The organism is Ralstonia sp. SA306 (genome assembly GCF_054792405.1).
Genome location: NZ_CP096451.1, coordinates 1,548,308 through 1,562,876, shown reverse-complemented (window position 1 = coordinate 1,562,876; position 14,569 = coordinate 1,548,308). Strand labels below are relative to the sequence as shown.

Annotated in this window: 13 protein-coding genes; 8 read left to right on the top strand and 5 right to left on the bottom strand. The window is 64.1% G+C overall.

Going from position 1 to position 14,569, the window contains the following annotated elements; translation table 11 throughout:
• Window positions 1-13: 13 nt before the first annotated feature.
• Window positions 14-1,234, bottom strand: coding sequence for a helix-turn-helix domain-containing protein (locus M1D44_RS07510; protein WP_316853698.1), 1,221 nt, complete (start codon window positions 1,232-1,234; stop codon window positions 14-16).
• A gap of 86 nt (window positions 1,235-1,320) precedes the next feature.
• Here M1D44_RS07510 and M1D44_RS07505 point away from each other — a divergent pair, with 86 nt between their 5' ends.
• The gene (locus M1D44_RS07505) at window positions 1,321-2,091 is read left to right on the top strand and encodes a DUF899 domain-containing protein (protein ID WP_024975757.1); all 771 of its coding nucleotides are present in this window, start codon (window positions 1,321-1,323) and stop codon (window positions 2,089-2,091) included.
• Window positions 2,066-2,839: a DUF2182 domain-containing protein gene (locus M1D44_RS07500; protein WP_316853697.1), complete on the top strand. Its 774-nt coding sequence runs from the start codon at window positions 2,066-2,068 to the stop codon at window positions 2,837-2,839. The genes M1D44_RS07505 and M1D44_RS07500 overlap by 26 nt, the downstream gene beginning before the upstream one ends.
• 45 nt (window positions 2,840-2,884) lie before the next feature.
• Here M1D44_RS07500 and M1D44_RS07495 read toward each other — a convergent pair whose 3' ends face one another.
• The 4 genes from M1D44_RS07495 to M1D44_RS07480 form a co-directional block, all read right to left on the bottom strand.
• Window positions 2,885-4,396, bottom strand: a complete 1,512-nt coding sequence (locus tag M1D44_RS07495) for a UxaA family hydrolase (RefSeq protein WP_439004467.1) — start codon at window positions 4,394-4,396, stop codon at window positions 2,885-2,887.
• Between the two features lie 14 nt (window positions 4,397-4,410).
• On the bottom strand, window positions 4,411-5,538 hold the full coding sequence (locus tag M1D44_RS07490) for a mannitol dehydrogenase family protein (RefSeq protein ID WP_024975754.1): 1,128 nt from the start codon (window positions 5,536-5,538) through the stop codon (window positions 4,411-4,413).
• 4 nt (window positions 5,539-5,542) lie between these two features.
• Window positions 5,543-6,550, bottom strand: a complete 1,008-nt coding sequence (locus M1D44_RS07485; RefSeq protein ID WP_316853695.1) for a zinc-binding alcohol dehydrogenase family protein — start codon at window positions 6,548-6,550, stop codon at window positions 5,543-5,545.
• A 407-nt stretch (window positions 6,551-6,957) separates the two neighbouring features.
• Window positions 6,958-7,665, bottom strand: coding sequence for a FadR/GntR family transcriptional regulator (locus M1D44_RS07480; RefSeq protein WP_024975752.1), 708 nt, complete (start codon window positions 7,663-7,665; stop codon window positions 6,958-6,960).
• A gap of 297 nt (window positions 7,666-7,962) precedes the next feature.
• On the opposite strand from M1D44_RS07480, the gene M1D44_RS07475 reads away from it, so the two are divergent.
• From M1D44_RS07475 to M1D44_RS07450, 6 genes are all read left to right on the top strand, one after another.
• A complete protein-coding gene (locus tag M1D44_RS07475) occupies window positions 7,963-9,459 on the top strand; it encodes a sugar ABC transporter ATP-binding protein (protein ID WP_316853808.1) in 1,497 nt (498 codons plus the stop codon).
• Window positions 9,452-10,483 carry an ABC transporter permease gene (locus M1D44_RS07470; RefSeq protein WP_024975750.1) on the top strand — a complete coding sequence of 344 codons (1,032 nt, stop codon included), beginning with the start codon at window positions 9,452-9,454 and terminating at the stop codon, window positions 10,481-10,483. The genes M1D44_RS07475 and M1D44_RS07470 overlap by 8 nt, the downstream gene beginning before the upstream one ends.
• Before the next feature lie 35 nt (window positions 10,484-10,518).
• Complete coding sequence (locus M1D44_RS07465) at window positions 10,519-11,466, top strand: ABC transporter substrate-binding protein (protein ID WP_092970486.1); 948 nt, start codon at window positions 10,519-10,521, stop codon at window positions 11,464-11,466.
• A 140-nt stretch (window positions 11,467-11,606) separates the two neighbouring features.
• The gene (locus tag M1D44_RS07460; protein ID WP_024975748.1) at window positions 11,607-12,356 is read left to right on the top strand and encodes an SDR family oxidoreductase; all 750 of its coding nucleotides are present in this window, start codon (window positions 11,607-11,609) and stop codon (window positions 12,354-12,356) included.
• A gap of 36 nt (window positions 12,357-12,392) precedes the next feature.
• Complete coding sequence (locus M1D44_RS07455; protein ID WP_316853694.1) at window positions 12,393-13,253, top strand: fumarylacetoacetate hydrolase family protein; 861 nt, start codon at window positions 12,393-12,395, stop codon at window positions 13,251-13,253.
• A gap of 35 nt (window positions 13,254-13,288) precedes the next feature.
• On the top strand, window positions 13,289-14,566 hold the full coding sequence (locus tag M1D44_RS07450; protein WP_024975746.1) for an L-fuconate dehydratase: 1,278 nt from the start codon (window positions 13,289-13,291) through the stop codon (window positions 14,564-14,566).
• Window positions 14,567-14,569: the final 3 nt, after the last annotated feature.

Genomic DNA, 14,569 nt, shown 5'->3' with positions numbered 1-14,569 from the left:
TGGAGTTTTCATCCTAGTCACTTGGCAGCGGTGCGGGGAGTAACAAGGTGGTCGCGAATCCGGGTACCGGCGGCGTCACCCATCGTCGCGCGCGTCCACGTCCGAAGAACTGCACCTTGCCTGCGGCTGCCAGGGCGTCGAGCGCGCGCTGTACGGTGCGCTGGCTGGCACCAAGCGCCAACGCCAATGCGGAGCTGGACCACGATTCCCCATCGGCCAGACAGGCCAGCACGGCGGCATATGGCTCGTCGACGGGTTGCGCGAGGACGACCACGCTCTGTGCCGCGTGCGGTTGCAGTGCGAATCCGGGCCGGGTCGCCTTGACCGTGCCTAACGCAGCAAGCGCGGTGCGCAAACGTCCGATCTCTACGCGCAGGCGCACGCGGTGCGATTCGTCGGGATGTCGGGTGCGGAATGCCCGGGCGATGAGGGCGTCTCTGGGCACGTCTTCCGGCCACGCCTCTGCCAATGCACGTGCCAGCGTGAACAGCACGGGCCGCGTGGCGAGCGGGACGAACGCATCGGTTTGCCGCACGGCGAGCCGGCATGCGTCCACCACGAGCGCGTCTGAAGCAAAGAGGGCTTCGACCTCTTCAAGGCGCAGGACACGTTCTTCGCCGCGTGAGATGAGGCGCGCGGCCGGTGCGCTCAGGGCAAGGGCGGCGCGTTCCACTTCAGCGGTGAGCGTCGGGATACCGGCCTGACGCGCGGCGAGATCAGCGTCGGCCAAGGCGGCACGCGCGGCAGTCGTCTGCAGGCGCCGGATGGCAATCCCCGCGACGACGAGCGCGTGAGCCGCCCGCAATACCGGCGGAAGACGCGCCGGATTGAGCGCGGCCAGCGCGGCCTCTGCATCGTCCAGGCGGCCGATTAGCAGAAGACGGCGGATGCTGAGATACCGCGCATGCGCAGCGTTGACGTGATCGCCATGGGCCTCCAGCGTGGCGCGTGCCGCGTCGAGGGTTTTGGCGGGCCAGCCAAGATCGCGCGAGGCGAGGGCGACTTCGGCTTCCGCGACGACGCAGCGTGCGCGTGCCAGCGCCTCCCGAGAGCCGAATGCGCGCGCCGCGCGACGCAGCAACAGCTTGGCGCGCGCCAGGTCACCGAGCTGCGCCATTGCGATGCCGCGCAAGGCCAGTGCGGCCGCGTCGTCACGCAGGGCGACGCGGTTCAGTGCTCCGAATGGGTCACCGGCAGCGAGTGCGCGGGCTGCAGCCGTGATCAATGAATCCATTCGAATCCCGCCACACTTGTCACTCCCGCCGTTTGAGGTCGGCGCCTAATCTAGCACACGACCACTCACCCAAAACGGAGGTAAGCATGAGTGCAACACACCCCACAGCAACCCGCGCAAGCTGGCTGGCAGAGCGCATTGAACTGCTCAAGGCCGAGAAGGAACTCACCCGCCGCAGCGATGAGCTCGCACGCCGCCGACAGGCACTGCCATGGGTGCGCATCGACAAAACCTATCGCTTTGAAACCGAGAACGGCAGCGCCTCGCTGGCCGATCTGTTCGGCGGTCGCTCGCAACTGCTCGTCTATCACTTCATGTTCGGGCCGGACTATAAGGCGGGCTGCCCATCGTGCTCGATGATTGCCGACGGCTTTGACGGTTTCGTCACGCATCTGGCGAATCACGACGTGACGCTGCTGGCAGTGTCGCGCGGGCCGCTGGCCAAGCTGATCGAGTATCGCGAGCGGATGGGCTGGACCTTTCCGTGGGTGTCGTCGGTTGGCAGCGATTTCAACTACGACTTCAACGTCTCGATCTCGGAAGAGCAGCAGCGCGCCGGCAACTCCGACTACAACTACGTGCGCGGCAGCCACGTGATGGATGCATCCGACTTGCCCGAACCTGTGCAGCAGTTCGCCAGCATGTGCGGCACCGACGCGCCCACCTACGTGCGCGACCGGCCTGGCATGAGCGCGTTCGTGCTGGAAGACGGCGTCGTGTACCACACGTATTCGACCTACGCGCGTGGCCTCGATGGCTTGTGGGGTGCATACCAGTGGCTCGATCGCGCGCCGCTGGGCCGCAATGAAACCGGTGTCTGGTGGCGTCGCCATGACGAGTACGCTCAGCAGCGTTGAACTGCCACGCGAGCAAGCAGTGTCCGAGCGCGGCTTCCTGGCCGTCTCGGCATTGCTGTTCATCGGCAGCGCGGCAGCGACGGTGGCATGGTGCACCGCCATGCCCGGCATGGCCGAGATGCCAATGGCCTGGATGCCGATGTGCGGTCAGACGTGGTGGAGCTTTGCCGCGTCCTTCATTTGCATGTGGACGGTGATGATGGTGGCGATGATGCTGCCGTCATTGCTGCCGATGCTGCGGCGGTATCGCGTTGCGCTTCACTTGGCGGGCAAGCCGAATGTTGATGCGCACACCGCGTTGGCAGGCACGGCGTACTTTGCCGTGTGGGGGCTGATCGGCGCGATGGTCTTTGCGCTGGAGGCGGCGGTGGCTGAGCTTGAAATGACATCGCCCGTGCTAGCGCGCGCGTTGCCGGCTGCCGCCGGTGCAGTCGTTCTTGCGGCCGGCGCACTGCAGTTCAGTGCGTGGAAGGCGCGGCAGCTTGCAGGGTGCCGAGTGGTGCCCGCGCCGGGCAGTACAGCGTGGCGATATGGCTTACGGCTCGGCATGCGCTGCGCCAGCTCTTGCGCGGGCTTGACGGCAATCCTGCTTGTGATCGGCGTCATGGATCTGCGAGCAATGGCGGCGGTGTCAGCGGCGATTACGCTGGAGCGCCTGGCACCCGACGGAGACCGCGTAGCCCGCTGCATTGGTGCTGTGGCCATCGTGGCGGGGTTGCTCCAAGTGGCCTCCGCCGCGTTGCCATGATCGGCCGTATCGCTTATCCCCGGTCAGGTGTGCTCGGCACTTGCCTTACATCACCGCGCCAAGCTGCCACGGTACGAACTCGTTGTCGCCCAGGCCGTTGAGTTCGCTCTTGGTGTGGTTGCCCGAGGCGGTGGCCAGCATCAGCCGGAACAGCGCCTGGCCGGCTTGTGCAATGCTGAGGCGGCCATCGACGATGCCGCCGCAGTCGTAGTCCATGTCCAGTTCCATGTGCCGGAAGAGCGTGCTGTTGGTGGCCAGCTTCAAGGAGGGCACCGGCTTGCAGCCATAGGTGGAGCCTCGGCCCGTTGTGAAGCAGATCAGGTTGGCGCCGCCGGCGACTTGGCCGGTGGCCGAGACAGGGTCGTAGCCGGGCGTGTCCATGAAGACGAGGCCGTGCGCCTGCACCGGCTGGGCGTATTCATACACGGCCATCAGTCCGCTGCTGCCGCCCTTGGCAACCGCGCCGAGCGATTTTTCCAGGATGGTCGTGACGCCACCGGCCTTGTTGCCGGGCGAAGGGTTGTTGTTCATGTCGGCGCCCAGCGTGCTGGTGTAATGCTCCCACCAGGTCAGCCGTTGCATCAACGCGTCGGCCACGGCAGGCGTCGCAGCGCGCGCAGTCAACAGGTGTTCTGCGCCATAGATCTCGGGCGTTTCGGATAGCACTGCGGTGCCCCCGTGTCGCACCAGCAAATCCACCGCCGCGCCCAGCGCAGGGTTGGCGCTGATGCCCGAGTAGCCGTCCGATCCGCCGCATTGCAGGCCCACCGTCAGGTGGCTTGCCGAGACGGTGCTGCGTTGTGCCTGATTCGCGATCGGCAGCATGTCGCGCAGCATGGTCAAGCCGGCAGCAATCGCCTCACGCGTGCCGCCTTCTTCCTGAATCGTCAGCGATGCGAACAGCCCCGGTGTGCGGGCGCCCAGCATCTGCACAAGCGGTGCCACCTGATTGACTTCGCAACCAAGGCCAACGATCAGCACGCCGGCAAAGTTTGGGTGGTCGGCATAGCCGCGCAGCGTGCGCTGCAGCAGTTCCAGCCCTTCGCCGTTGCCGGCCATCCCGCAGCCGCTGCCGTGCGTGATGGCGACAATGCCATCCACGTTGGGAAACGCGACCACCTCTGCCTGCGCCGCCTGCACGATATGCCGGCACACCGTGGCCGAGCAGTTCACGCTGGAGATGACGCCGATGAAATTGCGCGTGCCGACGCGGCCATCTGCCCGCACATACCCTTCGAACGTGGCGGGCGTGTCGACCGGCACGGTGGCGCGACACGCGTGGCCCACAGTGTGCTCGGCGGCTGAGTTGGCCATGCCGACGTTGTGTACGTGAACGTGTTCCCCCATGCGGATGGGCGCCGTGGCCACGCCGATGACTTGCCCATACTTGTGCACCGGTTGCCCCGCTGCGATGTCGCGCAACGCGACCTTGTGGCCAGCGGGAATGGCATCGCGGGTGGTCAACCCCGCGTCGAGTGCCGCGCCGGGCGCCAGCGCAACACGCGCGACGGCCACGTCGTCGTCGGGGGCAAGAAGGATGAGGGATGCGTCGGACATGGTGCTTTGCAGGTTCAATTCGGATTGGCCAGCGCGGCGTTCAGGCGCGGCTGGGCGAGGTGCAAGCCCAACTGCCGCGTCAGCGCGACGATGGGCGCGAGGCGCCGCAGCTTCTTCTGCGCATGGTTCTGCGCGATATCGGCGAGGCGGTGGGCAAGATAGGGGTTCAACAGCCGTTCGCGCAGCAAGACGAGATAGGCCTCGGCGGCTTCGCGCTTGTGCAGGGCGGCGAATACAGGAACGATCTCGTCGCGCCACAGCGCTTCCAGCTCCGGCCGCAGGCGTGGGTCTTCCATGGCCTGCGCGACAGTCAGATCGGCGGGATGCGCATCTTCGCGCCAACGCTCGGCCAGAAAGGTGTGGCCCGCGTTGAGCAGAAAGAGCTTGAGCCGCTCGTGGTGATCCAGTTCATCCGTCAGCACGATGGCCGGATGCGTGCATGGCAGCACCAGCCCGGGGCGGCGCTCGATGGCCCACAGCGCGTACGGTTCCGCCACGGCGCCCACGGGGTGCAATGCCTCGGAGACGATGCGGTCTACGAGCGAGTTGGCCCACACGCAATGCGTGCGCAGCCAATCGATGAACGCGGCGGGCAGCGCCCATTGCTGTGCCAGCGCGCAGACCGTTGCGCAGAGCGTGTCGCCGTTGCGCTCGATCAGTTCGCACGGAAACAGCGAGAGCGGTGCCTGCGGCTGTCGCAGCCAGCGGCCGAGCAGCAGCGCCACCAGTTTGGCAGGGAAGCTGCGTGGCACGCGCGATGGCTGCTGCATCAAGCTGGCATCATCGCGCGGGTCGAGCTGGTAGCCCTGGTCGGCCGTGTTCGACACCACGACCTGCACGTGTGTTGCCATGGCCTCGCGCAGCTGTTCCCAGTCGGACTCGGCCCGAAGGGCGCGCTGCACGGCGCGGCAGGTGACGGTCTGGTCGATGGGTGTACCGTCTCGTAAGCCGCGAATGCGCACCGGATAACCCTCACCGCCTGCAAGCGCCGCCACACGCGCTGCGCTGGCCGGGTTGGATGTGGTCTGCACGACGGTTATCCCGCCCAGTGCTTGTCCTGCATCGAGCGCTTCCGACACGAACAAGTCGACGTGCGCCTGCAGGAAGCGGCTGGTGCCGAACTGGAGGATCGGCTCGGTCATGCGCTCAGCACTCCACGATGGCTTTCACCACGCCGGCGGCGGGGTCGAGCAGCATCTTGAAGTGTTCGGGCACGTCCGCCAGCGCCATGCGGTGCGTGTTCAGCGCGGCCGGAATCTTGCCCGCACGCATGGCGTCGAGCACGGTTTCAAAATCTTCGGTGGTGGCGTTGCGGCTGGCGAGCAGCGTGGTCTCGCGCTTGTGGAATTCCGGATCGGAGAACGAGATGTTCGCCGCCACCACCGAGATCAGCACATACGTGCCGGCATGCGCAACAAAGCGCAAGCCGCGCTCCATGGCTTTTGGATTGCCCGTGGCATCGAAGACGACGTCATAAAACTCATTGGCCGTGAGCGCACTGAGTTGCGCTTCGTCGGTATCGCCCAGCGCAACGCTGGCGTCCATACCAAGTCGCTCCATCGCAAAGGCGAGGCGATCCGCACGGGAGTCCAGCGCCGTGACCGTCGCGCCGCGCAGCTTGGCGAAGATCATGGCCGCCATGCCGATCGGGCCGGCGCCTACCACCAGCACGCGCTGCTCAGCGCACACCTGCGCACGACGCACCGCGTGCGCCCCAATGGCCAGAAATTCCACCATCGCGGCCTGATCCAAACTCACGCCGTCCGCCTTGTGCACGAAGGCTTGCGGCACGCTCAGGTATTCAGTGAACGCCCCGTCGCGATGCACACCCAACACCTGGATGTTGACGCAGCAGTTTGTCCGGCCCTGGCGGCACGCCACGCAGTGCCCGCACGACAGGTAGGGCATCACGTACACCACGTCGCCCTTGGCAAGCGCGCTGCCGAGGGGTGCCTGTTCGACGATGCCCGACAGTTCATGCCCCATCACGCGCGGGTAATTGAGGTAAGGCTGGTTGCCCGTAAAGATGTGCAGGTCGGTACCGCACACCCCCACGCGTTTGACGCGCAGCAGTACCTCACCTTCGGCGGGGCTGGGGACCGGCCGGTCCTGTGCAACCAGGGCGCCTGGTGTTTCGCACACGACGGTCAGCATGATGTGGCTCCGGCCGAAGTGGCGTCGTCAGTCTCCGCTTGACGGAGCCGTTGAAGAAGTTGCGTATGGGCGCGTGGCGATGGCAAACAGTGGGTCACCTTCCGGTCTCCTTGAGTGGATGAGGTGAGGTTTGATTGCGCGCGTGCACTGCACCAAGTTGAAGGAATCAATTCCCACATCTTGGGCAACTGGTCATGCCAAACAGGCCTCACCTATTGGTCAGACCAATTTAACATCTTGCGGGAAAATCCTTGATGGGGGAAACCCTGATGCTGAAAATCCCTTGTTTTCAAGGGGGAAAGGCGAGGTGGCCTGAAATTTGGTCAGACCGCATTGGGCGGGAGCGATGGAGGCGGGGAGGGAAGGATTGCGCGGCTGCGGGCGGGCCGCGCATCGGGTGAGGGCGGCTACTGTGCGCTGTCTTGCTGAATGGCGCCCGCGATCCAGCGTTCTTCCGACGCCTTTAAGTGCGCGCGCATGGCGGTTTGCGCCGCGATGGGATCGCCCGCCTGCAACGCCTTCAGAATCTCTTCGTGTTCGTGCACCGCCGCATGCCAGCTTGATTCGCCCTCTGCATGGTCGCGGATGGCCATGGCCAGCGGGTCATGGCGACTATCGAACAGCTCGGCCACGAATCGGCTGAGGACCGAATTGCCGGCGGTCTCGGCAATCAGCATGTGGAACTGGCGGTCGGCATCGGTGGGCGACTTCCCCCCCGATGCAAGTTTCTTCATGCGGTCGATGGTGCGCTGGAGCTTGTCGAGCGTGGCCGCCGTCAGGCGCCCCGTGGCGAGCGTGATCACGTCGCCTTCAAGAACGGCCCGGGCTTGCATCAGTTCGGAGGGGCTTTCGCCCAGCGACGGAATGGCCGCATTCTCGCTCGCCGCGCTTGCGTCTTGCACATACACGCCGGAACCCATGCGGATCTCAACCTGGCCGCCAATCTCCAGGGCGATCAATGCCTCGCGCAGCGACGGGCGCGATACGCCCAGCGTCTGCGCCAGTTCGCGCTCGGGAGGCAAGCGTGTGCCCGGTCCGAGCTTTTCCTGTTGGATCAGCGCGAGAATCTGCGCGGCTACAGATTGGTAAAGCCGCTTTGGCTCTGTCTGCTTCATTGTGGTGTGTTTTTTGGCGCGGGCGTTGCCGCGCATGGATGTGCTTCGAGTCTAGCATGGGCACCGCCAGCCGTTGTCTAGACTGGTGTCAGCAACACTTCAGGGTTTGCACTAGTGGTCAGGCAGGTACGTTATAAGTGATATTGGTTTGACCAAAAAATGCTTGGCTTGCTCGAATCGCTCCAAACTGGACTTACCAGTGCGTCGAGCGGAAGATCAGAGCCTCGCAACACAACGGAGACCACGATGAGCAGTGCTGATGCCGTGCCCACGCACGTAAGCAGCTCCAGATCGTCGATGTTGCAAGAGATTCTTTGCTTGCAGCGCATCGGCAAACGCTTTCCCGGCGTCGTTGCGCTGGATGGTGTGGATCTGGATCTGCGCGTGGGCGAAGTCCATGCCGTCTGCGGCGAGAACGGTGCCGGCAAATCCACCCTGATGAAGATCATCAGCGGCCAGTACACCGCAGACGATGGCGTCATCTCGTACCGGGGTGAAGCGGTGCGGTTTGCGTCGACATCCGAGGCGCAGGCGGCCGGCATTGCGATCATCCATCAGGAGCTGAATCTCGTGCCGCATCTGTCGGTGGCAGAGAACATCTTCCTGGCGCGCGAGCCCAAGCGCGGCCCGTTCATTGATTACCGCAAGCTCAACACCAACGCACGGAGCTATCTGCAGCGGATCGGTCTGGCCGTCGAGCCGACCACGCTGGTCAGCGCGCTGTCGATCGCGCAGCAACAGATGGTGGAGATTGCCAAGGCGCTCTCGCTCAACGCGCGTGTGCTGATCATGGACGAGCCCACGTCTTCGCTCACGGAATCCGAAACCGTTCAGCTGTTCCGTATCATCAAGGAGTTGCGCGCCGATGGCGTGGCGATTCTCTACATCTCGCACCGACTGGATGAGATGGCCGAGATCGTCGATCGCGTGACGGTGCTCCGTGACGGCCGCCATATCGCCACGAGCGATTTCGCTTCCACCAGTGTCAACGAGATCGTCGCGCGGATGGTCGGCCGCTCACTCGACGATGTCTTTCCCGCGCGCAAATCGGTGCCGACCGACGAGGTGTTGTTGCGTGTGAACGCACTGAGCCGCGCAGGCGTCTTCGGCCCGGTGTCGTTCGAGCTGCGCAAGGGCGAGATTCTCGGTTTTGCCGGCTTGATGGGCGCGGGGCGCACGGAGGTGGCGCGTGCCATTTTCGGAGCGGAACGGCTCGATTCCGGATCGATCACGCTGGGCGACACGCCGGTCACGATCCGCTCCCCGCGCGAGGCCATCCGGCAGGGCATTGCCTACCTGTCAGAAGACAGAAAGAAGGACGGTCTGGCGTTGTCGATGCCGGTGGCCGTGAATATCACCCTGGCCAATGTCCGGGCGATTTCATCGCATGGCTTCCTGCGCTTTTCCGAAGAGACCGCCGTGGCGCAGCGCTACGTGCGCGAGCTGAACATCCGCACGCCGTCCGTCGGGCAGACGGTGCGCAATCTCTCAGGCGGCAATCAACAGAAGATCGTGATCGGCAAATGGCTGTATCGCGGTTCGCGCATCCTGTTTTTCGATGAGCCGACGCGGGGCATCGACGTCGGCGCCAAGTACGCGATTTATGGGCTGATGGACGAACTCGCCGCCGACGGTGTCGGTGTCGTGCTGATCAGCTCGGAGCTGCCGGAACTGCTGGGCATGACAGATCGAATTGCCGTCTTTCATGAAGGCCGCATTACCGCAGTCCTGGAAACACGGAAGACAAACCAGGAAGAAATTCTGCATTACGCATCAGGAAGAACACATGCTTGAAATGACATCAGATCAGCCGCAGGCCGTGAAAAAGCAGAGCAAGCAACACCATCGGGACCTGATCCAAAAGTTTGCAGCGCTCGGTAGCCTGGTGGCGCTTGTGATTGCGTTTTCCGCAACCAGCGCGGCCTTCTTTTCGGTCGGCAACTTCATGACCGTCGCACTGCAGGTCACGTCGATTGCCTACCTGGGCGTCGCCGCCACGTGCGTGATCATCACCGGTGGCATTGACTTGTCGGTGGGCTCGGTGCTGGCGCTCTCTGGCGTGGTGGCGGCCTTGCTCGTCAAGATGGGCGTACCTGTTCCGATTGCCATGCTGGCCGGCGTGCTGGTTGGCGGCGTGTGCGGATGGGTCAACGGCATCTGTATCACCAGGATGGGCCTGCCGCCCTTTATTGCCACGCTGGGCATGATGCTGGTGGCGCGCGGCGTGGCCCTGCAGATCACGGGCGCCCGTCCTGTCTCAGGCCTGGGAGATGCTTTCGGCGAACTCGGCAACGGCGCACTGTTCCGCATATCGCACATCGGGGCAGACGGCTTTCCGGACACGGTCTTCCCCGGCATTCCTTACCCGGTGGTGATCATGCTTGCGCTGTTCATCGCTGTCTCCGTGCTGCTCTCACGCACTTCACTGGGTCGCCACATCTATGCAGTCGGCTCGAACGCCGAAGCAGCTCGCTTGTCGGGTGTAAATGTGCAAGGCGTGAAGCTGTTCACGTATGTGCTATCGGGCTTGCTGGCAGGGATGGCCGGGTGCGTGCTGATGTCTCGCCTCGTGACCGCACAACCGAACGAGGGCGTGATGTACGAACTTGATGCGATTGCCAGCGCCGTCATCGGCGGGACGTCGCTGATGGGCGGTGTCGGAACGGTCTCGGGCACGGCCATTGGCGCGTTCGTGATCGGCGTGTTGCGCAACGGGCTCAACATGAACGGCGTATCGAGTTTTATCCAGCAGATCATCATCGGCGTGGTCATCCTTGGCACCGTCTGGATCGATCAGCTCAGAAACCGCAAGTTGTGAGTCGAGAAGTTCAAACCAAAACCAAGGAGTGAGACATGAAGAAGTTTTCCGTACTGGCGGTGGTTGCAGCAACGTGTGCACTGTTCTCTGCCTATGCGCAGGCGGCAGGCGGTGAAATTGCCGTGATCGTGAAATCGGCAAATTCCAACTACTGGCAGAACGTTCAGAAGGGCGCGACGGCCGCCATGGGCAACGCGAAGGGCTACACGATGACCTTCCAGGGGCCGGCAGCAGAATCGGCCATTGCCGACGAAGTGAATATGGTCGAGAACGCGGTCAACCGGCATGTCGCGGGCATTGTCCTCGCGCCATCAGACCCGGATGCGCTGGTGCCGGCGATGAAGAAGGCATGGGAAGCGCACATTCCGGTGGTGCTGATCGACTCGATGGTGTCCGATTCAGGCAAGCAGTATTACCAGTCGTTCCTGTCGACCGATAACGCGAAGGCGGGTGAGTTGTGCGCGAAGGCGATGATCGAGGCCGTCGGCCAGACCGGCAAGATCGCGATCATGTCTTATGTGCCGGGCGCGGGGTCCGAAATCGGCCGCGTGGGCGGCTTCAAGAAATACATCGAGGCGCATTCGAAGCTGCAGATCGTTGGGCCGTTCTACTCGCAATCGCAAATGGCAACGGCGCTGAACCAGACGACGGACGTGCTGGCCGCCAATCCCGATCTGAAGGGCATCTTTGGTGCGAACGAACCAACGGCGGTCGGGATGGGGCGCGCGCTGCAGCAGTCGGGCAAGAGCGGCAAGGTGGCGGCCATCGGCTTTGATGGCAACCAGGACCTGCAGGGCTTCGTGCGCGACGGCACGATCCGCGCAATCGCCGTCCAAAGCTCGTACCAGATGGGCTACAAGGGCATCGAAACGGTCGTCAGCGTGATCGAGAAGAAGCCCGTGCAGAAGCAGGTCGACACGGGCGTGATGATGGTCAACAAGCAGAACCTCGATTCGCCTGAGGCCAAGAACGTCCTGTACTGACGATTCATCGCAACAAGGGGCATGGCGGAGCGTCGTTCGCCGCCATGCCGGCTGAATCCCTTTCCTGAACGGCGCAGTGTTTTAACTCCATTGCCGGAATGGGCCACCGCCAACGTGGCCCGCGCCGGAACGCAGACGCAATGAGACTCCAAGGAAAACGCATCCTCGTGACGGCGGCTGGGCAGGGTATTGGCCGGGCCAGCGCGATGATGTTTGCAAGAGAGGGCGCGCAGGTGCTCGCCACCGATATCAATGCAGAGGCGTTGGCCACGCTGGCGGAAACCGCTGGCGTCCGCACCTTGCGCCTGGACGTGACGGACGCCAATGCCGTTGCCATCCTGGCACGCGAAGAAGCTGCTTTCGATGCGCTGTTCAACTGCGCGGGCTTCGTGCACCCCGGCAGCATACTCGAATGTTCGGAGGACGACTGGGCGTTCTCGTGGCAGCTCAACGTGACATCGATGTACCGCCTGACGCGTGCGCTGTTGCCGAAGATGCTGGACAACGGCGGCGCGTCGATCATCAACATGGCCTCTGCCGCATCAAGCGTGAAGGGCGTGCCGAACCGCTTCGTGTATGGCACGACCAAGGCCGCTGTCATCGGGATGACCAAGGCGATTGCCGCCGACTTTGTGGCGCGCGGCATTCGCTGCAACGCCATCTGCCCGGGCACGGTGGAGTCTCCCTCGCTCGAGCAGCGCATTGCCACGCAAGCGCAGGAACAGAACGTGCCGATCGACACCGTCCGCGCAGCCTTCGTTGCGCGCCAGCCGATGGGCCGCGTCGGCACGACAGACGAGATCGCCGCGCTGGCGACCTACCTGGCTTCGGATGAGTCCCGCTTCACGACCGGCACTTGCTGCGTGATCGACGGCGGCTGGTCCAACTGATTGGTTTGTTTGATTGCAGTCCACAAAGACAACACGATGAAACTCCTCCGCTACGGCCCCAAGGGCCAGGAAAAGCCCGGCCTGCTCGATGCACAAGGGCAAGTGCGCGACCTGTCCGCCGTGATTGACGACATCGGCGGCGCCGCGCTGCTGCCCGAGAGCCTGGCTCACCTGCGCACGCTGGACATCAGCCGCCTGCCCACCGTCGATGGCACGCCGCAAGCGGGCCTGCGCCTGGGCGCCTGCGTGGGCAACGTGGGCAAGTTCATCTGCATCGGGCTGAACTACTCCGACCATGCTGCTGAAACCGGCGCCGAAGTGCCGGCCGAGCCGGTCGTCTTCGGCAAATGGACCAGCGCCATCTGCGGCCCGGACGATGACGTTGAAATACCGCGTGGCTCGGTGAAGACCGATTGGGAAGTCGAGCTTGGCGTGGTGATCGGCAAGGGCGGCCGGTACATCAGCGAGGCGGATGCGCTCGCGCACGTGGCGGGCTACTGCGTCATCAACGATGTGTCGGAGCGCGAATACCAGCTCGAGCGCGGCGGCACGTGGGACAAGGGCAAGGGCTGCGACACCTTCGGCCCCATCGGCCCGTGGCTGGTCACCGCAGACGAGGTGCCCAACCCGCAAGCGCTGCATCTGTGGCTGGAGGTGGACGGGCATCGCTACCAGAACGGATCGACGTCGACCATGGTGTTTGGCGTGGCGCATCTGGTGAGCTACCTGAGCCGCTTCATGAGCCTGCAACCGGGCGATGTGATTTCCACCGGCACCCCGCCGGGCGTGGGGCTAGGGCAGAAGCCGCCGGTCTATCTGCGCGCCGGCCAGACCATGCGCCTGGGCATCCAGGGCTTGGGCGAGCAGTGCCAGCGCACGGTGAACGCGCAAGGCTGAAGGGCACGCATTCCGCAATCCCGAACACGATACTCATGACCATCATCCGATCCCTGCGCGTGCTGGACGTACGCTTTCCGACTTCCCAGCATCTCGATGGCTCCGACGCGATGAATCCGGACCCGGATTACTCCGCGGCCTACGTGATCCTGGAGACTGACCAGCCGGGCCTGGAAGGCCACGGCCTGACCTTCACCATCGGGCGCGGCAACGAGGTGTGCTGCGCTGCCATCGAGGCGATGCGTCATCTGGTGGAAGGGCTGGATCTCGACTGGATTCGTGAAGACATGGGCCGCTTCTGGCGCCACGTCACGTCCGACAGCCAGTTGCGCTGGATCGGCCCGGACAAGGGCGCCATCCATCTGGCGACGGGCGCGGTCGTCAATGCAGCGTGGGATCTGTGGGCCAAGGCCGAAGGCAAGCCGCTGTGGCGCCTGGTGGCCGATCTCACACCGGAAGCGTTCGTGCGCTGCATCGACTTCCGCTATATCACCGACGGCATCACGCCCGAAGAAGCGCTCGACCTGCTGCGCAAGCAGGCGCCCGGCAAGGCCGACCGCATTCGCACGCTGGAGCAGGAAGGCTACCCGTGCTACACCACGTCCGCCGGCTGGCTTGGCTATGACGACGACAAGCTGCGCCGCCTCTGCCGCGAGGCCGTCGACAGCGGTTTCCGCCATATCAAGCTCAAGGTCGGACGCGATCTGAAGGACGACATTCGCCGCGTCTCGATCGCGCGCGAAGTGCTCGGGCCGGACCGCGAGCTGATGATCGATGCCAACCAGGTCTGGGAGGTCAAGGAGGCCATCGACTGGGTGCGCGAACTCGGTTTCGCCAAGCCGTGGTTCATTGAGGAGCCGACCAGCCCGGACGATGTGGAAGGCCATCGCAAGGTTCGCGAAGCCGTTGCCCCCGTCAAGGTGGCGACCGGCGAGATGTGCCAGAACCGCATTCTCTTCAAGCAGTTCATCATGCGCGGCGCTATCGATGTCGTGCAGATCGACGCGTGCCGGCTGGGCGGTGTGAACGAGATCCTGGCTGTGTTGCTGCTGGCCGCCAAGTACGGCTTGCCGGTGTGCCCGCATGCCGGCGGCGTGGGCCTGTGCGAGTACGTGCAGCACCTGTCGATGATCGACTACATCTGCGTGTCGGGCACGCGTGAAGGCCGCGTGGTCGAGTACGTCGACCACCTGCACGAGCACTTTGTCGACCCCTGCGTGGTACGCAACGCCGCCTATCTGCCGCCGCAGGCACCGGGTTTCTCCATCACGATGAAACCGGCATCGCTCGAGCAGTACCGCTTCCGAGGCTGATGC